The sequence below is a fragment of the Archangium minus genome, assembly GCF_044360475.1.
Classification (GTDB): Bacteria; Myxococcota; Myxococcia; order Myxococcales; family Myxococcaceae; genus Archangium; species Archangium minus.
In genome coordinates, this window is the sequence record NZ_CP043494.1 from 2,782,658 (window position 1) to 2,807,644 (window position 24,987).

18 protein-coding genes are annotated in these 24,987 nt (G+C 68.5%); 12 read left to right on the top strand and 6 right to left on the bottom strand.

Going from position 1 to position 24,987, the window contains the following annotated elements:
- Positions 1 to 9: 9 nt before the first annotated feature.
- Positions 10 to 3,222 carry a bifunctional cytochrome P450/NADPH--P450 reductase gene (locus tag F0U60_RS11460; RefSeq protein ID WP_395817936.1) on the top strand — a complete coding sequence of 1,071 codons (3,213 nt, stop codon included), beginning with the start codon at positions 10 to 12 and terminating at the stop codon, positions 3,220 to 3,222.
- Between the two features lie 10 nt (positions 3,223 to 3,232).
- Here the strand turns inward: F0U60_RS11460 and F0U60_RS11465 are convergent, their stop codons facing one another.
- Both F0U60_RS11465 and F0U60_RS11470 read right to left on the bottom strand, forming a co-directional pair.
- Positions 3,233 to 4,165 carry a TPR end-of-group domain-containing protein gene (locus F0U60_RS11465; protein WP_395817939.1) on the bottom strand — a complete coding sequence of 311 codons (933 nt, stop codon included), beginning with the start codon at positions 4,163 to 4,165 and terminating at the stop codon, positions 3,233 to 3,235.
- A 19-nt stretch (positions 4,166 to 4,184) separates the two neighbouring features.
- Positions 4,185 to 5,243 carry an SIS domain-containing protein gene (locus F0U60_RS11470; RefSeq protein WP_395817941.1) on the bottom strand — a complete coding sequence of 353 codons (1,059 nt, stop codon included), beginning with the start codon at positions 5,241 to 5,243 and terminating at the stop codon, positions 4,185 to 4,187.
- A gap of 171 nt (positions 5,244 to 5,414) precedes the next feature.
- Here F0U60_RS11470 and fsa point away from each other — a divergent pair, with 171 nt between their 5' ends.
- Positions 5,415 to 6,071, top strand: coding sequence for a fructose-6-phosphate aldolase (fsa, locus tag F0U60_RS11475; protein WP_395817944.1), 657 nt, complete (start codon positions 5,415 to 5,417; stop codon positions 6,069 to 6,071).
- Between the two features lie 90 nt (positions 6,072 to 6,161).
- On the opposite strand, the gene F0U60_RS11480 is transcribed toward fsa, so the two are convergent.
- Complete coding sequence (locus tag F0U60_RS11480) at positions 6,162 to 8,432, bottom strand: hypothetical protein (protein ID WP_395817948.1); 2,271 nt, start codon at positions 8,430 to 8,432, stop codon at positions 6,162 to 6,164.
- Between the two features lie 175 nt (positions 8,433 to 8,607).
- Between F0U60_RS11480 and F0U60_RS11485 the strand changes: the two genes are divergently transcribed.
- From F0U60_RS11485 to F0U60_RS11495, 3 genes are all read left to right on the top strand, one after another.
- On the top strand, positions 8,608 to 9,744 hold the full coding sequence (locus F0U60_RS11485; RefSeq protein WP_395817951.1) for an acyl-CoA dehydrogenase family protein: 1,137 nt from the start codon (positions 8,608 to 8,610) through the stop codon (positions 9,742 to 9,744).
- Between the two features lie 150 nt (positions 9,745 to 9,894).
- A complete protein-coding gene (locus tag F0U60_RS11490; protein ID WP_395817954.1) occupies positions 9,895 to 10,692 on the top strand; it encodes an electron transfer flavoprotein subunit beta/FixA family protein in 798 nt (265 codons plus the stop codon).
- A 43-nt stretch (positions 10,693 to 10,735) separates the two neighbouring features.
- A complete protein-coding gene (locus F0U60_RS11495; protein WP_395817957.1) occupies positions 10,736 to 11,704 on the top strand; it encodes an electron transfer flavoprotein subunit alpha/FixB family protein in 969 nt (322 codons plus the stop codon).
- Between the two features lie 100 nt (positions 11,705 to 11,804).
- On the opposite strand, the gene F0U60_RS11500 is transcribed toward F0U60_RS11495, so the two are convergent.
- Positions 11,805 to 12,386 (bottom strand): cytochrome c oxidase assembly factor Coa1 family protein, encoded by a 582-nt coding sequence (locus F0U60_RS11500; protein WP_395817959.1) that lies wholly within the window; start codon positions 12,384 to 12,386, stop codon positions 11,805 to 11,807.
- 215 nt (positions 12,387 to 12,601) lie between these two features.
- Here F0U60_RS11500 and F0U60_RS11505 point away from each other — a divergent pair, with 215 nt between their 5' ends.
- From F0U60_RS11505 to F0U60_RS11535, 7 genes are all read left to right on the top strand, one after another.
- Positions 12,602 to 12,901, top strand: a complete 300-nt coding sequence (locus tag F0U60_RS11505; RefSeq protein WP_395817961.1) for a PqqD family protein — start codon at positions 12,602 to 12,604, stop codon at positions 12,899 to 12,901.
- Positions 12,902 to 12,939: 38 nt separating this feature from the next.
- Positions 12,940 to 18,792 carry an FG-GAP-like repeat-containing protein gene (locus tag F0U60_RS11510; protein WP_395817964.1) on the top strand — a complete coding sequence of 1,951 codons (5,853 nt, stop codon included), beginning with the start codon at positions 12,940 to 12,942 and terminating at the stop codon, positions 18,790 to 18,792.
- Between the two features lie 9 nt (positions 18,793 to 18,801).
- Positions 18,802 to 18,945, top strand: coding sequence for a hypothetical protein (locus F0U60_RS11515; protein WP_395817967.1), 144 nt, complete (start codon positions 18,802 to 18,804; stop codon positions 18,943 to 18,945).
- Positions 18,946 to 18,953: 8 nt separating this feature from the next.
- Positions 18,954 to 19,724: a potassium transporter TrkH gene (locus F0U60_RS11520; RefSeq protein WP_395817970.1), complete on the top strand. Its 771-nt coding sequence runs from the start codon at positions 18,954 to 18,956 to the stop codon at positions 19,722 to 19,724.
- Positions 19,711 to 20,178 carry a hypothetical protein gene (locus tag F0U60_RS11525; protein WP_395817973.1) on the top strand — a complete coding sequence of 156 codons (468 nt, stop codon included), beginning with the start codon at positions 19,711 to 19,713 and terminating at the stop codon, positions 20,176 to 20,178. Before F0U60_RS11520 ends, F0U60_RS11525 begins: the two co-directional genes overlap by 14 nt.
- Positions 20,175 to 21,125 (top strand): DMT family transporter, encoded by a 951-nt coding sequence (locus tag F0U60_RS11530; protein ID WP_395817976.1) that lies wholly within the window; start codon positions 20,175 to 20,177, stop codon positions 21,123 to 21,125. Before F0U60_RS11525 ends, F0U60_RS11530 begins: the two co-directional genes overlap by 4 nt.
- 97 nt (positions 21,126 to 21,222) lie before the next feature.
- Positions 21,223 to 22,200, top strand: coding sequence for an MBL fold metallo-hydrolase (locus F0U60_RS11535; RefSeq protein WP_395817978.1), 978 nt, complete (start codon positions 21,223 to 21,225; stop codon positions 22,198 to 22,200).
- A gap of 159 nt (positions 22,201 to 22,359) precedes the next feature.
- Here the strand turns inward: F0U60_RS11535 and F0U60_RS11540 are convergent, their stop codons facing one another.
- Together F0U60_RS11540 and F0U60_RS11545 are read right to left on the bottom strand one after the other, a co-directional pair.
- A complete protein-coding gene (locus F0U60_RS11540) occupies positions 22,360 to 23,301 on the bottom strand; it encodes a DUF4382 domain-containing protein (RefSeq protein ID WP_395817984.1) in 942 nt (313 codons plus the stop codon).
- A 201-nt stretch (positions 23,302 to 23,502) separates the two neighbouring features.
- Complete coding sequence (locus tag F0U60_RS11545; protein ID WP_395817987.1) at positions 23,503 to 24,981, bottom strand: pentapeptide repeat-containing protein; 1,479 nt, start codon at positions 24,979 to 24,981, stop codon at positions 23,503 to 23,505.
- Positions 24,982 to 24,987 lie beyond the last annotated feature (6 nt).

Consider the following 24,987-nt stretch of genomic DNA (forward strand, 5'->3'; position numbering starts at 1 on the left):
AGCATCCCCATGCGCGCCGTCTCCACCTCTGCGCCCATTCCGCAGCCTCGTACCCGCCCGCTGGTGGGCAACATCCCCGACGTGGAGTCGGAGACGCCCATCCAGTCGCTGATGCAGCTGAGCCGGGAGTACGGGCCCATCTTCCGGCTGACGTTTCCGGGCAGGTCCGTGCTCGTCGTCAGCTCGCACGCGCTGGTGGACGAGGTGTGTGACGAGCGGCGCTTCGACAAGTCCGTGGGCGGCGCGCTGAAGAACATCCGAGACTTCGCTGGGGACGGGCTCTTCACCGCGTACACGGACGAGCCCAACTGGGAACTCGCGCACCGCATCCTGATGCCGGCCTTCGGTCCCCAGGCGATGCGTGACTACTTCGACTTCATGCTCGACATCGCCGAGCAGCTGCTCACGAAGTGGGAGCGGCTCGGGCCCGACGCGGACCTCGACGTCACGGACAACATGACGCGGTTGACGCTCGACACCATCGCGCTCTGCGGGTTCGGGTACCGCTTCAACAGCTTCTACCAGCGGGAGATGCACCCCTTCGTGGACGCCATGGTGCGCAGCCTCGCCGAGGCGGGTGATCGCGCGCGGCGCCTGCCCCTGAAGACGCGGCTGATGCTGATGACGCAGCAGCAGTACCAGCGCGACATCGCGTACATGCACCAGGTGGTCGACGAGGTCATCCGCGAGCGGCGCCGCAACGGGGATGCCGCCACGCGGAAGGATCTGCTCAGCCTCATGCTCCAGGGCGTGGATTCGGTGAGCGGCCAGCGGCTGGACGACCACAACATCCGCAACCAGGTGGTGACCTTCCTCATCGCCGGCCACGAGACGACGAGCGGGTTGCTGTCCTTCACGCTCTACCAGCTCCTCCAGCACCCGGACGTGCTCGCGCGTGCCACCGCCGAGGTGGACCGAGTGCTCGGCAGGGAGCTCTCGCGACGCCCCACGTTCGAGGTGCTGGGCAAGCTCACCTACCTGGACCAGGTGCTGCGCGAGTCGCTGCGCCTGTGGCCCACGGCGCCCGCCTTCGGTCTGTATGCGCGCGAGGACACGGTGCTCGGCGGTGCGTGGCCGGTGAGCAAGGGCGAGTCGGTGATGGTCCTCACGCCGATGCTGCACCGAGATCCGGAGGTGTGGGTGAATCCGGAGCGCTTCGAGCCAGAGCGCTTCAGCCCCGAGGCCGTCGCGGCACGTCCGCTCAATGCCTGGAAGCCCTTTGGCAACGGACAGCGCGCGTGCATCGGCCGCCCGTTCGCCATGCAGGAGGCCTTGCTGGTGCTGGGCATGCTCCTGCAGCGCTTCCAGCTCATCGACCACACCCGGTACCAGCTCCACATCAAGGAGACGCTGACGCTCAAGCCGGAGGGCTTCCGGATGCGCGTGCGTGCGCGGACGGATGCGGACCGGACGGGAGTGGAGTTGCGGCCGGTTGCCGCGGCGGTGGTTCCCCAGAAGCCGAAGTGGACGTCCAGCCCCGTGGCGCAGCACGGCACGCCGCTGCTCGTGCTGTACGGCTCGAACTCGGGCTCGTCGGAGGCCTTCGCCCAGCGCATCGCGAGTGATGCGGTGTTGCAGGGGTACGTGCCCACGCTCGGGACGATGGACTCCTATGTGGGGCGTCTGCCTCCCGAGGGGGCGGTGGTCATCGTGACCGCCTCGTACAACGGCAATCCTCCCGACAACGCGCGGGCGTTCTGCCTGTGGTTGGAGGGGCTCCAGCCCGGGGCGCTCTCCGGAGTGCGCTACGCCGTGTTCGGCTGCGGCAACCGAGACTGGGCCGCGACCTGGCAGGCCGTGCCGAAGCGCGTGGATGAGCGGCTGGCCGCAGCCGGCGCGCAGCGGATGCTCACCCGGGGTGAGGCGGACGCGCGCGCCGACTTCTTCGGCGACTTCGACGGCTGGTACCAGGGCGTGTGGCCCACGCTCGGTGAGGCCTTCGGGGTAGAGACCGCGGAGGCGAACCAGGCGCCGCGCTACGAGGTGGAGCGGCTCGACCAGGCGGCGGATCCGCTGGAGGCCGCCCACGGCGTGATGCCGGTGGAGGTGGTGGCCAACCGCGAGCTCGTGGACATGTCGTCACCGTTCGGGCGCTCGAAGCGCCACCTCGAGGTGCGGCTGCCGGACGGGGTGTCGTACCGGACGGGCGATCACCTCGCGGTGCTCCCGGAGAACGCGCCCGAGCAGGTGGAGCGGGTGGCGCGGCGCTTCAAGTTGAGCCCGGACGAGACGGTGCTCATCCGCCGCACCCGCGAGGAGCCGAGCACGCTGCCGTTCGACAGGCCCGTGACGGTGCGCACGCTGCTGGGCCGCTACGTCGAGCTGTCGACGCCCGCCACGCGGAGGGATCTCCAGCTCCTGGCGAAGTACACCGCGTGCCCTCCCGAGAAGAAGCGGCTGCTCGCGCTCGCGGGCGAGGGAGGCGCGGAGCCGGAGGTGTACCGCACGCAGGTGCTCGAGAAGCGGCTCAGCGTGCTGGAGCTGCTCGAGGAGTTCCCCGCGTGCGAGCTCCCGTTCGGGGTGTTCCTCGAGCTGATGCCGCCGATGAAGCCGCGCCGCTACTCCATCTCGTCCTCGCCCCTCGAGGCGCCAGAGCGGTGCACGCTCACGGTCGCGGTCGTGGATGCGCCGGCCTGGTCGGGGCGTGGTCGCTACAAGGGGGCGTGTTCCAGCTACCTCACGCGTGTGGAGCCGGGCACGCGGATCCACGCCGTGCTGCGCGAGCCGCACTCCCCCTTCCGGCCGCCCGAGGACCCCAGTGTTCCCGTCATCATGGTGGGCGCGGGCACGGGACTGGCGCCCTTCCGTGGGTTCATCCAGGAGCGGGCGCGGCTGGCGGAGCGGGGGACTCAGCTCGGCAAGGCGCTGCTGTTCTTCGGGTGCGATCACCCCGAGGTGGACTTCCTCTACCGCGAGGAGCTCGAGGCCTGGCAGCGGCAGGGTGTGGTGGAGGTGTACCCGGCCTTCTTCCGGCAGGAGCGCGAGGGGGTGAAGTTCGTGCAGCACCGGCTGTGGGAGGAGCGGGAGCGAGTCGGGGCGCTACTCGACACGGGCGCGCGTCTGTACGTCTGCGGGGATGGTCGTTACATGGCGCCCGCGGTGCGTGAGACCGTGGCGCGTATCCACCAGGAGCGCACCGGGTGCACCGCGGAGCAGGCCACTGCCTGGGTGTGTGAGCTGGAGACGCAGGGGCGCTACCTCGCCGACGTCTTCGGCGGGTAGGCCTCGGGCGCTACATCTGGGGACGGATCTCCGCGAGAGGCGGCACGCCCCAGCGCTCACGCTCGGCGTCGGTCACCGCCGGGTCCACCGGGTAGAGGCTCATCTTTCCCGTGGCCTTGTCGAGCTGGTACTGGGTGCCGAAGCGCTGGGGCTGGCCGGCCTTCATCAGCCACCGGTCCCACGCGGCGGCGGTGAGCCAGAGGCCGCGCGGGTGGCCTCGGCGGGCAGCCTCGGCGGCCAGCTCACGCGCTCGGGCGTAGTCCTCCAGCGCGTTGCCGTGCTGGAAGACGAGCGCGGCGGCGAAGAAGTCCGCTCCCGTCTTCGCGGCCCCCGCGTCGAGCAGCTCGCTCACGCGCTGGCGGCGCTGCTGGTCGCGCTCGGCGATCTGCTTCCAGTGGTCGGGGGTGATGGGGCCCGCCGGGGGACGGCGATCCGCCTGGTCCTCAGCCATGAGCCGCTGCAGCTCGGGGTTGCCGCCGCCGCCCTCCTCCGCGTGCGGGGGGAGCGTGGGAAGCTTGGCCAGCAGCGCGGTGAAGGCCGGCAGCTCGCGCAGGGAGGAGAGATCCTCGTCCTGCTTCATCCACTCCGCGTCGCGGAAGCCGTTCTCCACGGAGCGCTCCAGCCAGGTCATCGCCTCGTCCTTCCGCCCTTCGAGGGCCGCGGCGCACGCGGCGGAGTAGGCGGTGTCCCCCTTCCGATTCCCCGCGGCCCAGGCCTGCTGGTAGAGCGGGAGCGCCTCGGCGTGCTTCCCCTGGCGCATCAGCGTGTCGGCCCGGTAGACCATGAGCCAGCCCGGTTTCGGCGTGGCCGGGGGCTCCATGGAGGGGAGCGTGGTGGCGGCCGGAGCGGTCGTCGCGGGGGTGGAGGTGGAGGTGGAGGAGGGCGCTGGCGTGTGCGCGCAGGCCACGGCCAGCAGGAGGACACAGGGGGTTAGGAAGCGCATGGCGCGCATCCTAGGGCACTCAGAAGTACCGCGCGGCGAGCAGATCCTGAACGTCGAGCAGCCCCACGCACTTGCCTTCGGCGTCCACCACGGGCAACTGGTCCACGCGGAACTCGCGCATGAGCTTGGTGGCCTCGAGCACCAGCACCTCGGGGCCCACGCACCGGGGCCGCTTGCCCATGACCTCGCGGATGGGCAGGTCGAAGTCCGTGCGCCCCTGCTCGACGAGCCGGCGCAGGTCTCCGTCCGTGAAGATGCCCACGAGCCGCCCCTGGCGGTCGACGACGTTGGTGGCGCCGGGCCGGCCCGGGGTGTTGGTCATCACCACCACGGCCTCGGAGAGCTTCGCGCTGTCTCGGACGACGGGGTTGGCGTTGCCCGAGCGCATCAGCTCGAAGACGCGCATGACGGAGCGGCCAATCTTCCCACCGGGGTGGAGCAGGGCGTACTCGGCGGAGCCGAAGGGCCGGGCGCGCAGCACGGCCATGGCGAGCGCGTCCCCGATGGCGTGCAGGGCCGCGGTGGAGGCGGTGGGCACCATGCCCATGGGGCAGGCCTCTTCGATGCGGCCGATGTCCAGCACCACGTCCGAGCCTCGGGCCAGGGGGCTCTCCGGGTCGCCGGTGATGGCGATGACGGGGGCACCCAGCCGCTTGAAGGAGGGCAGCAGGCGCACCAGCTCCTCGCTGGCACCGCTGTTGGAGAGCGCGAGGATGACGTCCCCCCGGCCCACGCGACCCAGGTCTCCGTGCACGGCCTCGGCGGGGTGCAGGAAGACAGAGCGGATGCCGGTGGAGGCCAGGGTGGAGGACAGCTTCTGGCCGATGAGGCCCGCCTTGCCCATGCCCGTCACCACGGTCTGGCTCGAGTCGCGTACCAGCTCCAGCGCTCGCAGGAAGGAGTCCCCCAGCCGTCCCGTCAGCCCGAGGATCGCCTGGGCCTCGGCCTCGAGTACGCTGCGCGCATAGGCGAGCGTGGCCTCGCGCTCGTCCTGGGAGGGCGTGGGAGCGGGCGTGGCTTGGCCTGGGATGGCGCGAAGGCGGGGCTTTCGGGCGGTGTTACGGGGGACTCGGGCCATGGGGGCCCTTGTACCCCCGGCCTGGGCGGGCCTGCCAGCTTGACGCACCGGAGGGCATCGGCTACGCGCCTTCTCGCCTGGCGGGCAGACTGGAGCGCATGCCCTGCGAGCGTGGATTTCATTGAGGACAGGCTTGTTAGCGCTACCACCTGAACCTGGAGAGTGTACGAGATGAAGTTCTTCATCGACACCGCTGACGTCGAGGAAATCCGCAAGGCCCACGCGATGGGCGTGCTGGATGGCGTGACCACCAACCCGTCGCTGCTGGCCAAGGTGGGCCGCGGCCTGGAGGAGACCATCCGGGAGATCTGCTCCATCGTGGATGGCCCCGTCAGCGCCGAGTGCGTCTCGCTGGAAGCTCCCGAGCTCATCAAGGAGGGCCAGGGGCTGGCGAAGATTCACGACAACGTGGTGGTGAAGATTCCCATGGGCGTGGAGGGCCTCAAGGCTGTCAAGGCGCTCACCTCCGATGGCATCCGCACCAACGTGACGCTGTGCTTCTCCGCCAACCAGGCGCTGCTGGCCGCCAAGGCGGGCGCCACGTACATCTCGCCGTTCGTGGGCCGCCTGGACGACATCTCCCAGGATGGCATGGAGCTCATCGCCCACATCATCGAGATCTACCAGAACTACGACTTCACCACGCAGGTGCTGGTGGCGAGCGTGCGCAACCCGGTGCACGTGCTGCAGGCGGCGCGCATGGGCGCGGACGTGGCCACGCTGCCCTACAACGTCATCACCCAGCTGGCCAACCACCCGCTCACCGACATCGGCATCAAGAAGTTCCTGGCCGACTGGGAGAAGGTGCCCAAGGCCACCAAGCCGTAGCTTGCTCCCGGGCCAGTTGCCCGAGAAACACAGAGGCCACCGCCCGTCCTGGCGCGGTGGCCTCGTGCTATCTACGGCTCGGAGCGCTCGTTACTGGAAGATCGCTTCGAAGACCTTGAGGATGATCGTCGGCGAGAAGGAGTGGCTGGCCTTGAGCTCGATGTCGCTGCGGACCGGGCCTCCCGTCGCGCTGGTCGCCCCTGTCAGGCGGACGGAGCCGGTGTTTCCGTCCACATTGCGGTTGAAGCTGTAGTCCACCGAGTGGACGCAGCGGGTTTTGACCGGGGAGGTGTCAGAGCCCGGTGGCGTCGGTGCACCGTCATCGCACAGCCCTTCGATCTTCAGGCTGCCGTCCGGCTGCGTCGTGGCCACGCGCCGGGTGTAGTTGATGTCGAACCCACCGTAATCGACCGTCATGGCTGTGTGCGAGACCACGGCCTGGCCGCGATTGCCCGAGCGCTGCACGGTAAATCCCGCGGCATCCGATGACATCTGATTAGAGTAGGCATCGCCCCAACGGAAGAACACATCCCGGACTGAGTTGAGGGGCACATTGTAGACGGCCGGCGCCGCATCCGGGGGCGTGAGGAGCTCGAAGTTGGTCGGATCCAGGGGGCCGGAGTAGACGATGTGGATGGCGCGCCAGATCTGCGTGTTTCCGTCCCAGCAGCCGTTGGGTCCATCCCACTTGTCGTTGCGGGTCGCGGGCTTGCTCGGGTCGGCGCAGTCGATGCGCTCGGTGTCGATGAAAAACTCGCCCGGATCCCAGACGCCGTTGTCGTTGCGGTCCACCAGGGGCTCACCCAGGTCCACGAACCACTCGCCGGGATCCCACTGACCGTTGAGCTTGCCATCGGGGCCGGAGCCGTCGGTGAAGTCCTCCTCGCCCGCCACCACGGCGATGACCGTCACCGCCATGTCGCGAGGGTTGCGACCATTGTGCACCCTCTCTCCCGGCAGGGGCTCGACCGGGTAGGGAGGGAAGTAGCCGGTAGTGCTGAAGATGGTGGTGGCCACGCCCGTGTCGGCAGCGGGAGTGCTGGTCGTCTGGGGCTTGGACTCCACGGGGCTGTTGATGGAGCCCGCCTCGGGGTACCACTGCACTGACGTCTTCAGGCCCACGGGGATGCCGTAGCGATCCACCAGCTTGGCGGTACAGGTGGTGGTGACTTGCTTCACGGGACTCGCGTGGAGCGCGCCCAGGTTCTTCTTGGCGCAGTCCACCAGGAACCCGTCGTCGGACGGCTTGCCACCGACGATGGGGGTACCCGGGTGGTTGGCATCAATGGGCCGGACGGAGTCGCGCGTGGCGGTAACCACAGCCCTGACGATGGCCACACCCACCGAGTTGCCCGCGCGCAGCGTGGTGGTCACCTGTCCCGAGGCATCCGTCGTCGCGCTCGGCGTGACGCTCGCACCCGCGGCGCCCGACACCGAGAAGCTCACGTCGACGTTCGGCACGGGCTGCCCGCTCGCGTTGATCAGCTTGAAGACGATGGGCGTGGTGGTCTCACGGCCAGAGGACTCCACACCGAGCTGATCCTTGGTGGTGGTGGTCTTCACGTGGGACATGGAGGACACGTCCATGAAGGGATACGTCATCGCCGACGTCTCGTTCTCCACGGTGATGGTGACGCGCGCGCTGCCGGCCCCGGCGCCGGCCACGTAGAGCGACACGGTGGCCTTGCCGTCCACCGTGTTGACGATGGTGTTCTGGAATCCTGCCTCCGGCTGGAAGGAGCCCTTGTCCGTGGCGAAGGTGATGGGCGTCCCGTTCGCCACCGGGCTGTTGTCCGCGGTGCGCGTCACCGTCGCGGTGATGATCACGCGATCGCCGGTGTTGGCCACGAGCGCCGGCTTGTCGCTCTGGATGCTGACCTTGAACTTCGAGGAGGGGTTTCCGTCTCCACCGTCACCCGCGTCAGAACCTCCGTCGGTCCCTCCGTCGGTGCCCCCATCGCCCGGGTCAATGACCGTCCCCCCCACCTGGAGGGTCGTCTTGGCGGTGGTCTGGTTCCACTTCGCGTCGATCGTCACCGCGCCCTTGCAGGCCGAGTCCTGGGCCTTCGGGCACTTGAACTCAACGGTGGCGCTACCGCCCGAGAGCGTCAGCGTGGTGGTCTTCTGGTCATCCTCGAACATGCCGGCCGAGGCGGTCAGCTCCACGGTGCCCGTTCCCGCTTCACCCTGGGCGTCAGTGGCGTTCACACTGATGGTGGCGGTCTGGCCCTGATCGTCAATGGCGCGCGGCTTGGCGCTCACCGACAGAAAGGGCTCGCCCTCCGGCTTGTCTGGCCCTGGGCAAGCGGCGATTCCCAACACCAGCGCCAGGGCGCCAGCGAACTTCAACAGTCGATGCATGTAGTTGATTCCCCCTCAACAGGGTTCCGGCCCGATACTTGACGGCTGGCAGTATTCTGGCCAGCGGGGTATTCGTCAAACAACACAAGCATGACGCGTTCTCAGTGGATTGGAGTGTTGGAATCTTCTGCTCAAGACGTGTCCGTGCCCACCCCGAGCTCGCGAGGAAACCCCGATGGACTTCCAATTCAATGAATCCCAGCGCGCCCTGCAGGAGATGGCTCGCAAGTTCGCGCGTGAGGTCATCCGCCCCAAGGCGGCCCATCACGACGAGACCGCGGAGTTCCCCCGGGACATCATCGTCTCCGCCTGGGAGAACGGCCTGCTGAACATGGCGATCCCCGAGGCCTACGGCGGGGTGGGGCTGTCGCACGTGGATCAGCTCCTGGCCTACGAGGAGCTGGCTTGGGGCTGCGCGGGCATGGCCACCTCCATCACGGCCAATGACCTGGCCAACCTGCCCATCATCGTGGGCGCTTCCGACGAGCAGAAGAAGCGCCTGCTCACGCCCTTCACCGAGAAGTTCAAGCTCGCCTCGTTCTGCCTCACCGAGCCGGAGGCGGGCTCGGACGTGGCCAACATGAGCACCACCGCGGTGCGCGACGGCGACCACTACGTGCTCAACGGCTCCAAGTGCTTCATCACCAACGGTGGCCACGCGGACCAGTACACGGTGTTCGCCACCGTGGATAAGGCCAAGAAGCACAAGGGGATTACGTGCTTCGTGGTGGAGGGCCGTCCCAAGGGCCTCACCGTGGGCAAGCACGAGAACAAGATGGGTCAGCGCGCCAGCGACACCGTGGCGCTCACCTTCGAGGACGTGCGCGTCCCGGTGGTCAACCGCATCGGCGAGGAGGGCGAGGGCTGGCGCATCGCCATGGAGACGCTGGACAACAGCCGTCCCATCACCGCCATCCTCTCCGTGGGCATCGCCCGCGCCGCGCTCGAGTATTCGCTGGAGTACTCTGCCCAGCGCAAGACGTTCGGCAAGCCCATCCGCGAGCACCAGGGCATTCAGTTCATGCTCGCGGACATGGCCATGAACATCCAGGCGGCGCGGCTGCTATGCCACCAGAGCGCCTGGCTGCTCGACGAGGGCCAACGCGCCTCCCTGCAGTCGTCCTACGCCAAGTGCTTCTCCGCTGACATGGCCATGAAGGTCGCCACCGACGCCGTTCAAATCTACGGCGGCTACGGCTACATCAAGGAGTACCCGGTGGAGAAGCTCATGCGCGACGCCAAGCTCATCCAAATCTACGAGGGCACCAGCCAGGTGCAGCGCCTCGTGATCGCGCGCGAGCTGTTCAAGTAAACAAGAAAAACTGTCCGCTCCTTGCTCTTCCCGGTTGCCGGACCGGGGCGTTGATGCGTAAATCAACGCCCCGTACGCGGCGCATTGCGTCATGAGAATGCGCCCGTTCCGATAGTTCTGGGAGTACCCGCTCTAAGGAGAAGGACGACCGTGAAGATCCTCGTCACCGCCAAGCGCGTGGAAGACCCCGAGTCCAAGATCAAGGTGAAGCCGGACGGCTCGGGAATCGTTCAGGAGGGGCTCAAGTACAAGATCAATCCCTTCGACGAAATTGGCGTCGAGGAGGGACTGCGTCTCGTGGCCAAGCATGGCGGCGAGGTGGTGGTCGTCTCCATCGGCGGCAAGGAAGTGCAGGAGCAGCTGCGGCATGCGCTGGCCATGGGCGCCAACCGCGCGGTGTGGGTGAACCACACGGGCTCGTTGGACCAGATGGGCGTGGCCGGCCTGCTGCAGAAGGTGGCGGAGAAGGAGAAGCCGGACGTCATCATCCTGGGTAAGCAGGCCATTGATGACGACCAGAACCAGGTGGGCCAGTACCTGGCCGAGTTCCTGGGCTGGGGCCAGGCCACGTTCGCCTCCAAGGTGGAGTCGCTCGAGAGCGAGCAGGAGAAGAACAAGGTGCCGGCGCTGACGGTGGGCGCGGACGGCAAGAGCGTGCGCGTGGTGCGCGAGGTGGACAACGGCCTGGCGACGCTCGAGTGCGCGCTGCCGGCGGTGGTCACCACGGACCTGCGCCTGAACCTGCCGCGCTACGCCAGCCTCCCGGGCATCATGAAGGCCAAGAGCAAGCCCATCGAGGAGCTGACGCCGGCCAAGCTGGGCGTGGACGTCACCCCGAAGGTGCAGGTGCTGAAGATGGCGGCGCCTCCTCCTCGCAAGGCGGGCATCAAGGTGCCGGACGTGGCGACGCTGGTGGACAAGCTGCGCAACGAGGCCAAGGTCGTCTGACGGGGACGCTGTTTCCCTTCTTCTTCGAGAATTGGAGCTGAACATGCCGATCATTCTCATCGTTGCGGAGCAGCAGCCGGACGGGAACCTGCGCAAGGCGACCCTCAACGCCCTGGGCGCGGGCAAGCAGCTCGCCGACAAGGCGGGCGCGGAGCTGCACACGGTGCTGCTCTCCAAGGACCCTTCCAAGGTGACCGAGGAGCTCAAGGGCCTGGGTGCCAAGGTGGTGCACACCGCCGCGGCTCCCGAGTTCGAGCACTACCTGGCCGAGACGTATGCCCCGGCCATCGCCGAGCTGGCGAAGTCCATTGGCGCCGACTACGTGGGCATGGCGTCCACCGCTCAGGGTAAGGACCTGATGCCGCGCGTGGCCGCCCGTCTGCAGGCCGCCATGGCCACGGACGTCATGGGCTTCAATGGCAGTGGCGCGGACATCACCTTCACTCGGCCCATGTGGGCGGGCAACGTCTTCGCCGAGGTGAAGCTCACCACGCCGGTGAAGGTGTTCACGCTGCGCGCCACCGAGTTCCCTGCCGTCCAGGGCGGTCAGGGCGCTGCCGAGGTGAAGGCCTTCTCGCCCAAGGTGGAGGCGAGCAAGACGAAGTTCGTGGACTTCAAGGAGGTCAAGAGCGCGCGGCCCGAGCTCACCGAGGCGCGCGTGGTCGTCTCCGGCGGTCGTGGCACCAAGGGCGACTTCAAGGAGATTGAGGCGCTGGCCGACGAGCTGGGTGCCGCGGTGGGCGCCTCGCGCGCGGTGTGCGACGCCGGCTGGGTGCCCAATGACTTGCAGGTGGGTCAGACGGGCAAGGTCGTGGCGCCGCAGCTCTACATCGCCGCGGGCATCAGCGGAGCCATCCAGCACCTCGCCGGTATGAAGAGCTCCAAGACGATCGTCGCCATCAACAAGGATCCCGAGGCCCCCATCTTCCAGGTGGCGGACTACGGGCTCGTGGAAGACCTCTTCAAGGTGCTGCCTGCGCTGCGCGAGGCCATCCACAAGGCCAAGGGCTAGTCCGTCGGACAGCGGGGCTCGGCGCGTTCCGAGCCCTGGCCTCCAGGAGGGGCGGTGACGGGGAGGACTCCTCGGCGCCGCCCCTTCCGCGTTGCGGGGCTCAGAGCTCGATGTCTTCCTTCTTCCGCTCCGTGGGCCGCTCGTCGCGAGGCTCCTCGGGCTCGGAGGGCTCGTCCTCGTCGGGGAGGGGCTCGACGTCCGGGAGCTCCGGGGGCGAGTCGGGGAACGGGATGGTATCGGGAGGCGGCGCGGGAGCTCCGCCGAGCAGATCGATGCCCGGGCGCCCGGGGATGTCTACCCGCAGCGTGGTGAACTTCCAGTCCTCCCCATTCTTGTAGGCCTCGACGTACAGGGTGCCTTCGCCCTTCGGGCCCGTGAGCGGCACGGAGAAGTTCGCCGAGCCCTGATCATTGTGGGACTGGATGGAGCCCTGGAGCATCAAGCCCGCCTCGACGGGCTCGCCGAGCGCCTGACGAACCTCGGGCGACTGCTTCGCCTGGGTCACTGCCTCCACAAAGACGCCCGTGCCTCGCAGGGCCTGCCACGTGACGCCAAAGATGAGGGCACTCAGACATCCGCAGGAGAGCAGCAATCCCAGACATCCCGTGGGCACCACCCACTTCCAATTGCGGCCCCACCAGCTCTGCTGGGGCGCCATCTGGCCCTCTGTCATCGTGTTCATGGAATTTTCCTGGCTCCTCGTCCGCGCGTGGGCGGCGACGCGCCTTCGTCATAACTGTTCCCCAGTAGTGGACAACAGGAGCGAGCAGACTGGCGGCGGTTTCTGGCTCGGGGGGAGGGGGACTTGTAGCATCGTGCCGCTTCGCACAGGGCTGGGAGGCCCGGTTGCCCAGAGGGACAGGGGGCCGTCATGGTGACCAACGAGGACGCGCGCGCATGGGTGACGTGATGGATGCGGTGCCGCGCCTCCACCCGGACGCAGGCCTTCAGCGCGTGGGAGACCGGATGCTGGCGGTGGGGCTCGACGACACGCTGCACACGTTCGAGGACGAGGACGGCGCGGTGTCCGAGGTGGCCGAGCGCATCCTCGAGCTGGTGGATGGACGGCGGACGGTGGGCGGCATCGTGGCCGCGTTGTGCGACGAGTTTGATGTGGAGCCCGAGGTATGCCGTGCGGACACGGTCACCTTCGTGAAGCTCCTGGTGGACAAGAAGGTGTTGGTGCTCGGGCCATGAGCCCGGTGGCGCCTGTACCGGTACATCGAGAGGCAGTCATGCATCGAGCGGGATGGCAATGGCTTCTGGCGGTGTGTGCGCTGTGGGTGGCGGGGTGTAAAGGCTGCGAGCCGCCGGTGGAGTCCGAGCTGACGGTGGCATTCGAGCAGCCGGTGGATGGACAGCGCCTGGCCATGGGCGATGACGCGGACCCCGCGACCGAGGGCTTCCAATACGACGTGGTGGCGGCGGCGGCGGACTCGGCCGGGAGAGCGGTGACGCTGGGGAAGGCGACGCTCGAGGTGCAATTGCCGGGAGAGTCGTCGTGGCACGAGGGCCCGGCGGGAGTGCTCGACGGCGGGCGCGTGCGCTTCCCCCGGGTGACGTTGCCGGGGCGCACCACCGTGCTGCGGGTGACGGTGGAGGAGGAGGGCTCCAAGCGCACGGCCACGCGCAGTCAGAGCGTGACGGTGGGCGCGGAGACGTGGAGCGTGGACCTCACCAGCCCCGCCGAGGGCCAGGTGCTGCGTGAGTCGGATGACGCGGACCCCGCCATGCCGGGTTACCAGGTGCGCTTCAAGCTGCGCACCGCGGGGCTGGCGGGCCGCGAGGGCACGCTGGTGTGTGAGAAGGCCTGTGGCCTCCCGCCGACGGACTTCGTTGTCGCGCCGGGGGGTACCACCGAAGTGCCGGTGACGCTCACCCAGGCTGCGTGCGAGGCCCAGGTGGCCGACTGCTACGCGGTGGTGAAGTTTGGAGACAGGCTTGTGACGAGTCCCCGGCGTGCCCTCTCCGTGGACACGGTGGCGCCGCGCGTGGAGGTGTCCGGGCCCGTGGCGCCCGTGGCCACCACCACCTTCAAGGTGGAGGCGGCGGTGGGCTGCTGCGAGGACGGGGCCTCGGCGACGCTGTCTCGCGAGGGCGGGGAGGTGCTCACCGCGGACGTGAAGGCTGGTGGTGTGTCCTTCCCGTCCGTGTTGGTGCCAGGGGCGGGGACGCATGACTTCACGTTGAGCGTGGCGGACTCTGGCGGCAACGTGAAGCAGCAGTCCTTCTCCGTGGCGGTGGCCAACACCGCGCCCTTGTTGGCGCTGACGGCGGCGGAGTCCGTGAACAAGGATGGAGATGCCAACCCCGCGAACGGTGTGCAGCTCCCGGTGCGCGCCACCGTCGAGGGTGTCTCGGAAGGGACCCCGGTGGAGTTCTGGCAGTCCGTCAATGGCCGGCTCGGTTTGCCGGTGCGCGTGAACTCCCGGCGCGAGGACGGAATGCTCGTGGCCGACTTCACCGCGGACCTCGCCGAAGGGGAGAACACCCTGCGCGCCTGCGTCCGTAACGTCGCGGGCCTCGAGTCGTGTCTGCTGAAGACGGTGGTGGTGGCGACGGGTCGCAAGGCCTGCCGCATCATGTCCCCGCGCGACCATGCGGTGCGTGGCGCGGGGGACCTCCCGCTCTCCGTCCAGGTGGAAGCGGAGTCGGGTCCTGTCACCGTTCGGGCCTTCAAGCCTGGGGTGTTGGCTCCAGTGGTGGAGGTGTCAGGGACGGTCTCCGGAGGCACCACCACGGTGTCCCTCTCCACCCTTCCGGGAAATGGAGAGTTCGAGCTCGTCGCGCAGTGCCCGGGGGGCGTGAGCCAGGCGCTCGACGTTCGTCTGGACACCCAGGCCCCGGCGCTCGCGGCGCGGGTTCGCGGAGCTCCGGATGACACTGGAACCCTGGACGGCAACACGACTGATACCTCGGTGCTTCCGGGCACGCAGCTCATTGTCGAGGCGCAGACCGAGCCAGAGAGCACGGTGAGCGTGACGGGGTGCGAGCTGGCGGCGGCTGTCTCCGCGAAGGCGGATACCTCGGGCATGGCCCTGCTCCGCGAGGTGACGGTGCCTCGCTCTGGCGCCTGCACGCTGACGTTGACGGCCACGGACCTGGCGGGCAACACCGTCACATTGAAGAAGCCGTTGGTGCTGAACCTGGACCCGGGCTCCCTGGAGTTCGTCTCCCCGGTGGCGGGTTCGACGCTCGGCCGTGACAGCGGCGCGGTGCAGCCGAGCGGCGGGCTCGCCATTCCGGTCAAGGTGTCCCTGCCGGGCCGGGCGGGAGTTCTCCGGCTGCAGCGGGGGACGACGGTGCTCAGGGATGTTTCCGTCACCGCGGACCAGACCGAGTACACGTTCGAGGGGATCCTCCTCACCGAGGGGATCAACGTGCTGCGCGGTGAGTTGGTGGGCTCCGGTGGCGCCATCACCTGTGTCACGGGGCTCTTCGTCGTGAACACGCCTCCGGTGTCGGTGGTGCTCACGGCGCCTCAATCCGCGTCGGGATCGGTCATCTACAACGTGAGCCAGGATCTCCAACTGGATGCACCTGGCATCCAGCGTCCGTTGAACTACAGCGTGACCACCACGTCCGCGCAGTACACGGTGGACATCTGCTCTGACGTCCCGCTGCTGACGGGTGCCACGCCTTGCCGGGACGGAGAAGGGTTCACCCTGGTGTCCAATGCGCCCATGAATACGGCGCTCTTCACCTATCCCGAGGGGCGCTACTCGCTCTACGCCATCCTCGACGATGGTGCGCTCACCCGCTCCGCTCCGGTGGTGATGTCGGTGGATTCCCAGCGCCCACGTGTGGTGTCGGTCCAGCTCGAGGGCGACGCGCTGGGGGACCACATCCTGAATTCGGACGAGCTGCCTTCCGGAGCGCCGGCGGTGCAGGTCACCACGGCGGATCTCGAGAACGGCAGCGTGGTGCAGGTCATCAACCAGGTGGGCAAGTCCGTCCTGGGCACGGCCAACATCGAGGACGGGAAGGTTCGCGTCGTCCTGGATGCGCTGGCGAGCGCGGAGGACGTCACGCTCGAGCTCGCGGTGCGCCCGACGGATCAGACGGGCAACACCAACAACCTTGGCGAGGGCCGGCCGTTGGATCCACGCAACGATGCCGCCTTCTTCAGCCTCCGGTTGGATCGCAAGCCTCCGGACATCAACATCCTTTCACCCGCGAAGCTGAGCCTCGGGCCCGCGGATGATGCGGACCCGGCGGCGCCTGGTTTCCAGCTCCTCGTCTCGTTCGACACCTCCGTGGACGTGGGACCGGATGGCATTGCGATCGTTGCCACGCCGACGCCTGGCTCCAGCGCTCCGCAGACCCGGACGGGCACGACTGTGACGCAGATGTTCACGGTCGAGTCGGGTGTCACGCGGTTCGAGCTCTCCGCCACCGATTTGTTGGGCAATCGCAAGCTTGAGGCGTTCGAGGTGTCCGTGGACCTGGCGCCTCCGACGCTGGCCTTCACGCAACCGGTGGCGGGGAGCAACCATGTTGGCTCCCTGCTGACGGTGGAGCTCTCGGTGGATGGCGAGGAGGGCCGCGAGGTGGACTTCTACGCCCAGCCTGTCTCGGGAGCTCGGGAGAAGGTGGGCCGCGCCACCGTCACGCGTGCGGCGGATGACACGTTCTCCGCCCGGACCACCGTGACGCTGACACCGGGCACCTACCAGCTCAGCGCGGAGTTGCTGGATGCGGCGGGCAACCTCGGCATGGCGACGGTGGCCAACGTGACCGTGGACGCCCCCGGGTGCCAACTGCGCTTCACCGACCCGGCAGGCAGTCCCGTGCACTTGCTGGCGCATGACGATCGGAACGCAAGCCTGCCCGGCCTGCAGTACACCCTCGTGGGCGAGGCGCCGGACTGCAAGGGGCTCGCAGTGGCCCTCTTCCGCAACGACACGGTCCCCGCCGAGGCCACCGCGAACGTGGACGCCGCGGGTCGCTTCTCCTTCCCCGTAACGCTCGCGGATGGCGAGACGGCTCGCTTCCGCGTGGAGATGACGGACAGCGTGGGCAATACGACGGTGGATCTCCTGGAGGCCTCCGCGGACATCTCCTCGCCCACCCTCTCCGTCACCCAGCCCAAGAAGGACACCTCCGGGAGACTCTTCCTGGTGGCTGCCTCCGACAACGTGAACGTCCTCAAGGCGGTACCGGGTTACGTGGCGGACCTGCGGGCGGACCAGGAGGGGGCACAGGTGCAGCTCCTCTTCGACGTGACGGGAGCGCAGGGCGGGCAGGTGCGCTTCTTCTACAACGGCTCCGAGGTGAGCCCCGTGGTGAATCCCACCACGGAGGTCACGGCGATTGATCGCACGGTGACGCTGCCGCACGACTCGACGGGGACGTTGGAGATCCGCGTGAGTGATGCGTCCGGCAATCAGGTCTCGTACACGGCGCAGGCCATCGTGGACGTGGTTGCCCCCGCGGCGCCCCTCGTCCGGCGTACACTCCCGCCCGCTCTCGTGCGCACGGCCATCGTCGAGGTGCGGTGGGACCCCGTGGGTGATGATGGTCTCTCGCGCATCGTCCAGGGCTACGACCTGCGCTGGACGACGAACGTCCTGGTGCCGGACGTCATCGCGGACAACGCCCAGTTCCACGACACGCTCAAGGTGAAGCAGGAGACCGGCAAGCTGCTGCCGTCCAACACGCTCGCCTATGATTTGAAGCTGCCGCCGCTGGCCAGCTACTCCATCCAGGTGCGCGCCAGTGACGAGGTGGGGAACTACTCCCCCTTCCAGAAGGAGACGGCACCCATCCCCAACTTCTGGCGGCGCGCCAGTCTGTCCAACCCCGCGGGCTCCAGCTCGGGCAACGGCTTCGCCAAGTCCATGGCCTCCGGGGGGGACCTGAACGGGGACGGCAAGGACGACATCGTGGTGGGGGCCTCGGATCTCCAGCCGGGCTCGGTCTTCGTCTACTACGGCTCCGCGGACCCTGCGGCTGCCGTCCGGCAGGACTTCCTCCCGCCGGATACCTTCACCCAGTCGTACGGCATCGACTTCTCGCTCGGAAACGTGGGCGACGAGGCCGGTGAGAGCGTGGCGGATCTGGTGGTGGGGGCGTGGCGGTGGGCGGGTGGGGGGACGCTCGAGCGCGGGCGCGCCTTCCTCTACTTCGGGCGCAAGGACCAGCAGGTGGACAAGACGCGCTACCTCGAGTTCCAGGGCCCCTTGGGCGTCGCGGCTCGATTCGGTGGCAGCACCCGCATTATCGACGACCTCAACGGAGATGGGCTGAAGGAACTCGTCTTCAGCTCCTCGGGCGAGGTGAAGACCTATCTGTTCTTCGGTCGTCCGGTCGCGCAGTGGCACGCCCTGGGGAAGGACTCGGCGGGGCTCGCCTGCACCACTGCCACGGGGGCCTGCATCATCCCCGCCTCGGCGGCGGATGTGACGTTCGTGGGTGAGCCGGGGACTCCCTCCTTCGGCATGTACCGCGGCAACGTCACGTTGGGAGACCTCAACGGAGACGGCGCTCCCGAGATGTGCGTGGTGGCCTCGCGTGTGGACACCAACAAGGTGTGGCTCTACTCCGGGAATCGTCTGACGCCGGGCGCGACGCTCACCACGGGGGCAGCGGACATCCTCCAGTTCCTCCAGGCCACCCCGGATACAGGTACGGCCGTGGCGGGTCTCGGCACCGAAGCCGTGGGCGGGAAGAACCTCATCCGTGGCGCGGGTGTCGACTTCGTCGTGGCCAACCCCTACAAGCAGTCGGTGTACATCTACCCGGATGGCGGGCCCTCGGGCTTCACGGCGACGCCGCTGCGCATCTCCGGTGGCGTGCGTTTTGGCCTGGGTCTGCGGGTGGCCGACTTCAATGGCGACGGGTTGCAGGACCTGCTCATCGGACAGAACCAGACGACAAACAACTCGGCCTGGGTCTTCTACAACCAGGGCGGAACGCGCAATGAGTTCGACTCCGCGGTCCTGGGCGGCTTCATGCAGTCCCGCCTGACGTCGAGCACGGCCCTGGGCATCAGCATCGCGTCTGGCGACTTCAACGGCGACGGCCTGCCTGACGTGGCGGCGGGCGACAGTCAAAGCACCCCCGCGAAGGTGGAAGTCTGGTATTGAGGGGACGCCATGGAACGACCCAAGAAGCCCTATCGCCGTCCCAAGGTTCGCTCGGTGAAGATCCTGCTCCCTGACCTCTTCACCCCGACCAACTGCGTGCCGGGCGAGCTCGACCCGTGCGATGGCCTCTTGCCGGGCTCGTCGGGCGCGTAACCCGCTGAATGGTCCGCCTGCGCCTGGGGGATTGGAGCATCCAGGTCGAGCCGTCGCTCCTCGTCCTGGCTGCTCCCCGGTGTGATGTGGAGCGCTTCCAGAGCCCCTCGGAGGAGCCTCGGTCCATGCCCGAGCTCCGCCTGGAGCGCGTCCCCACGCTGTCCACCGGTCAGCTCCTCAATCCCCGCTACCCGACACTCGGCAGCTACCAGGTGGAGGGAGACCTCATCCGTCTCGCTTGCTCGCAGAGTGTGCTGGCGGCGGAGCTCGGGCTACGAGCCGCCTTCCTCCTGGCCACTGTGAGGCAGGGGGGGGTGCTCCTCCATGCCTCCAGTGTGGCATTCAGTGGGAGGGCGCTCGTGGCTGTGGGGCCGAGTGGCGCGGGCAAGTCCACCTTCGCGCGCCTCGCGCGCCTCGCGGGCGGAGCGCTGCTGTCGGACGAAGTGGTGGCGCTGCTACCGGATGGGCGGGTGCTCGGAACACCCTTCCGCTCGGATCCGGACCTGGTGGGTACGGCCCGCGAGGCCCTGCTGGGCGGGCTCTTCTCGTTGGTGCACGCCTCCTCGGAGTCGCTCGAGCCGCTCGCTCCCGCCGCTGGGGTGTCGTTGCTGCTCTCCCAGGCCTTCCGTGCGCCCGCGGACGGGCTCACCCAGGCCGAGCTGCTCCAGCGGGTGGCGGGGCTGGCCTCTCATTTCCCCGCGTATCGCTTCTCCTTCCGCAACCATCCCGAGGCGGGTGGGTTCCTGCGGCACTGGTGCGAGGACCATGCGGCCCGCTGAGGTCCTCCGGCTGCTGGAGGCCCTTCCCGAGGGCCGCTCCCTCTGGCTGACGGGCCTGGGACGCAGCATGGTGCCGCTCCTGTGGCCGGGTGACGGCGTGCGTGTCCTGCGTTGCGGTGAGGACGCGCTGGCGGCGGGGGATATCGCCCTGGTGCTTCGTCGGGACGGACGGCTGTCGGCTCATGTGGTGGCGCGCACCGGCCCGTTGGAGACCCGGGCCTTCCTCGGGGCTTCAGATGAAGTCGAACGGGTGCTCGGCCGTGTCACGGCGGTGAAACGTGGGCGGCTCCAGCTCCCCGTGCCTCGTTCCGCCCGGAGTCCGCTTCTCTTCTCCCACCGTCTGCTCCGGTGGCTGTGGCGTCACGAGCGTGTCCGCGGGGCGTGGCGAGCGGTGAAGCGTGGGGTGCGTCCCCTTGCATCGGCCCGATGGGTAGGTCAGAAGCGCAGTCCGTGAGCAGCTCCTCTTCCCCCCCGACGACGAACACTCCACCCTCCCCGGCGGGCCGCGCGCGCCTCCAGGCGGACGGGGCCCTGGCCCTCATGTCCGCCTTCTGGGGCACCACCTTCCTGGTGGTGAAGGGGGCGCTCGGCGATGGAGATCCCTACTCCTTCGTCGCGCTGCGTTTCTGCCTGGGCGCGCTGGCGCTCACGGCCGTGGCCCGACGCCAGATGCTCGTCCCGCACACGCTGCGCCGCGGGTTGGTGCTGGGCGTCTTCCTCTTCCTCGGCTTCGTGCTGCAGACGGTGGGACTGGTGTCCACCACGCCCTCGCGCTCGGCCTTCATCACCGGGCTGTACGTGGTGTTCGTCCCGGTGTTGGGGCTGGCGCTCTTCCGGCGGGTGCCACGCGTCTCCTCGTGGGTGGGCGTGGTGCTGGCGGCGGTGGGCCTGCGCTACCTCACCGGCGCGGAGCTGGGAGTGGGGGGCCTGTCCTCGGGTGACTGGCTGACGCTGGGCTGCGCGGTGGCCTACGCCGTCCACATCCTCCTCACCGAGCGGTACGCGCCGAAGACGGGCGTGGTGGCGCTGGTGGCGGTGCAGCTGTGGGTGGTGGCCGTGCTGTCCGCGCTCTGCCTGCCCTTCACCCAGGTCCGGGTGGAGTGGACGCCGGCCTTCCTCGGAGCGGTGCTCTACTGCGGGCTGCTCGCCAGCGCGATGGGCATCTGCGTGCAGACGTGGGCCCAGGCGCGTACCACCGCCGTGCGCGTGGCGCTCATCTGCTCCACGGAGCCCGTCTTCACGGGCGTGTTCTCGGTGGCGCTCGGCTACGAGAAGCTCGGCGTGCGCGAGTGGGTGGGTGGGGGCCTCATCGTGCTGGGCGTGCTGGTGGCCGAGCTCGGTGGGCACCTCTTCGAGCGTCTGCGGGCGGGCAGGTCCGCCGTGCCGGACAGCGTCGGCTAGTCCCAGCGCCCGCTCCCGCGCATGCCAGACGTTCGAGCTGGCCGGGGGAGCAGAAGACGTGCATGCCCACCGGGACACGCTATACCCGGCGTTCCCCATGAGCGTCGAGCTGCGAAGGAACGGACTGCACCTGACCGGGACGCCCCTGTCCCTGGACGCCACCCGCAAGTCCCCCCTGTCCTTTGTCAGCCACGCGCACTCGGACCATATCGCCCGGCACGAGCGCACCATCGCCACCGCCGCCACGCTGCGCTTCATGGCGCACCGGCTGGGGAAGGTGAGCGCCCCGTTGCCGGTCCCCTATGGCCGTCCCTTTGAGCTGGGCTCGCTCATGCTGGAACTGCTGCCCGCGGGCCACATCCTCGGCAGTGCCCAGCTGCGCGTCATCCGCGAGGATGGCAAGCGCATCGTCTACACGGGGGACCTCAACCTCGCGCCCTCGCTCACCGCCGAGCCCGTGCAGGTCGCCGAGTGTGACACGCTCGTCATCGAGTCCACCTTCGGCCATCCGCGCTACGTCTTCCCGCCGCGTGAGGAGGTGCTGGGGGCGGTGGAGTCCTGGGTGCGCCGTCACCTGGAGCGCGGTGCGGTGCCGGTGCTGCTGGCGTACCCGCTGGGCAAGAGCCAGGAGGCGATGAAGTACCTGTCCAACCGCGGCTTCCCGCTGGTGGCTCACCCCTCCATCTACGAGGTGACGAAGCTCTACGGTGAGTTTGGTGTCACCATCGAGCCGCTGCGCCGCTTCGAGGGCCGTGTCGAGCCGGGCGAGGTGCTCTTCTTCCCTCCGCACCTGGTGCGGGGTGGGGCGCTTGCTCCCTTCTGGCCGAGAGCCACCGCCGTCCTCACGGGCTGGGCGCTCGACGGAGGCGGGGCTGCGCGGCGCTACGGCGCGGACGTGGCCTTCCCGCTGTCGGACCACGCCGACTGTCCGTCACTCGTGCGTTACGTGAAGGCCACCGGTGCCCGGGACGTCATCACCCTGCACGGCTTCGCCGAGGAGCTCGCCGAGGTGTTGCGCGGGGAGGGCCTGGATGCGCGTGCGCTCGGTCAGCCCAAGCAGCTCGCGCTTCTCTGAGCCCAGGTTCCGGGCTCGAATTCCACCTGGGCCCAAAAAAGACCGAACGGGGATACGGTGCCGTGCCGTATCCCCGTCCGGTACTACTAGGGGGGTACTACTAGGGGGAGGCCTTTATACTACAAGCAGCCCCAGAAGGCTTCGTTTTATTACACTCCGTTAACGTACACTGATGGACGCGGAGGTGAGCACGAAGGCCTGCGTCTGGTCCTGGCCGGAGACGATGACGATGGGGGAGGGCACGGCCGGGTTGATGGTGAAGCTGATGCCCTCGGGACCGGTGAAGCCAATCTCGTAGCTGCCGGGGACGAGGAACTTGAAGCTGGCCTCGAAGATGCCGTCGCCGTTGGCGTCCGTCAGGGCGATCTCCTCGGCGGCCGGGGCGGCGGCGCCATCCGCGCTGGCCTCGGTGGGCTTGAGCGTGGCCTTGAAGTCGGCCAGCGTCAGCACCTGACCCTCGAGCTCGGGGAGGACCACAGCGGCGTCCTTGGCCAGGGTGACGTTCACGCTGCCGCTGAAGGTGATGTCCGCGCCCTTGATGACCGGCTTCATCACCCACTTGTCGTTCTGGCCGCGCTCCTTGCCGAAGCTCTGGGACACGTCGAAGTCCACGAGGATGACCTTCTGCTCGCCGGACACCTCGACGTCGCCGTCGAACTTCACCTTCAGGCCGGAGGAGCTGAAGCTGGGCGTCTGCAGGGTGCCCGCGACCTGGGCGCCCTCGGGCAGGCCCTCGTAGTTCTCATCCGTGGCGTAGATGAGGGTGCTGCCATCCTCCTGCTCGACCTCGATGTAGGCGCCGGAGATGACGAAGCGCAGCTCGCTGTACGTGCCGGCCGGGACGACGGCGTCCTTGACGATGTCCTTCGTGTCGTTGGCCAGGGTCACCAGGTTGGTGGTGGTGGCCTCGCTGCTGAGGACCAGCTTGCCACCCTCACCCTGGAGGTAGACCTCCGAGATGGTGACGACGGCCGCCTTGAAGTCGCCCGGGGCGTCGGTGAGCTTGATGGTGACGCTGCTGTCGTTGCCGCCGCAGCCGGAGGTGACGAGTCCGAAGGCGATGGCGAACAGGCTGAACGCGAGAAGCTGGAGGCGTTTCATAGGGGTGCTCCGGGGTTGCGAAGGAGGGCTTCATGAGCCCGTTGGCTCACGTGTCCTTCCCAAAGCACTCCCCATGCCGCGAGCTAACCCCTTGAAATCAGGCCCGCCAGGGCACCAGGGGCCCGGCGGGTGTACCAGATGGGACAGGGGGAGTGTCCCGGACCGTTCACCTCCCCCTTTCCCGGGCAGGGCGGCCGCCCGTCACTCCTCGCCAGGCGACTGGACGATGAGCTTCTCCTTGCCGCACACGTCGCAGCGCAGGTGGACGAAGAGGTCCTCCTCGCTCTCCTCGGGCACCTCTCCCTCGGGCACACCCAGCTCGGCCTTGGCGAGCACGGGCACCTTGCGGGGGATGTCCTCGGCGCGCAGCGACTGCACGTAGGTCATCTCCCGGTCGTGGCACTCGCGCGTCTCGGGGCCGGTGAGCCAGGCGGGCTCCATACCCTCGGGCAGCCGGCCGATGAGCTCCATATGGGAGAGGGCCTCGGCCAGGTACGCCAGGCGCCGCAGGCGGGCCTCGTCGGGGAGGGCGGCGAACACCTGGAAGCCCTCGAGCAGCGCCTGCCGGTCCTCGCCGGTGGCCAGCTGCGCCAGCTCCATGGCGGCGTCGGCCGACTCGAGCGCCTCTTCCCAGTTGTTCTCCGGGTTGAAGCCGGCCTCGAGCAGCGCGGTGTAGAGCTGGGTGGCGGCAAGTCGGCGGCGCACCTCGTGGGTGTGCTCCACCACCTCGTGGGGCAGCCGCAGCTCCAGCAGGGCGCCCGTGGTGCGCGGGTCCACCGAGCCGGTGATGTCATCCACCTGGAGCTCCTCGCGCAGGGCGCCCTTGAGCACCTTGGCCGCGGAGAAGCGGAAGGAGGGCACTACGCCCACCTCGCGCAGGTACATGGCGGCGAGGTTGGAGTCCTTGCCGCCCAGGCGCAGGGAGCGCTGGGCGCGCTCCACGGCACCGGGGTCCGCCGCGGGCTTCTTGTTCTCCAGCCGCGTCTTCACCGCCTCGCGGTAGAGCGTCTCCAGCGAGGAGCCGGGCGGCAGGCGAGGGGGCAGCAGCGGGCGCAGGCCCGGCACATCGAGCACCCACAGGGGCGGCGCGCCCAGGCGCTTGAGGGCGCGGAAGAAGAGCTGGCCCGGGTTGTCCTGGGGCTTGAAGGGCGGCAGCTCGTTCTCCGCCGGCTGCTGCTCGGGCGAGGACATGGAGAGCACGGCGGCCGGGCCCATCACCTTGTCACGCTGCTCGCGGGTGAAGGCGGTGATGCCCTGCACGGGGGGCGGTGGGGGCGGGGGCGGCTCGTCGCCATCCAGACCGGTGACGCGGTCCATGTCGACCTCGTCAAAGTCCGCCTCGTCCAAGCCCTTGGCGCCGGTGAAGTCGCAGCGCAGCAGCTTGAGCTTCTCGAAGGTGGCGCCCTCCAGGTTCGCGCCTCGGAAGTCGCAGTCCTGGAGCCGGCCGCCGTGGAAGTAGGCGTTGGAAAGGTCCGTGTCGCGGAAGTTCACCTTGGACAGGTCGCAGCGCTCCCACTCGCTGCCCACCAGTTCCAGACCCGACAAGTCGGTATTGGCGGAGAAGAGCTGCGAGAAGGTCGCGCCCGTGTGCTCGGTGGGGACCTTGCCAGCCTTGCGCAGGCGGTTCCACTCGGCGCTTCCGTTCTGTAGGAGCTGTTCAATCGTGGGGGCTTTCGGCATGGATCC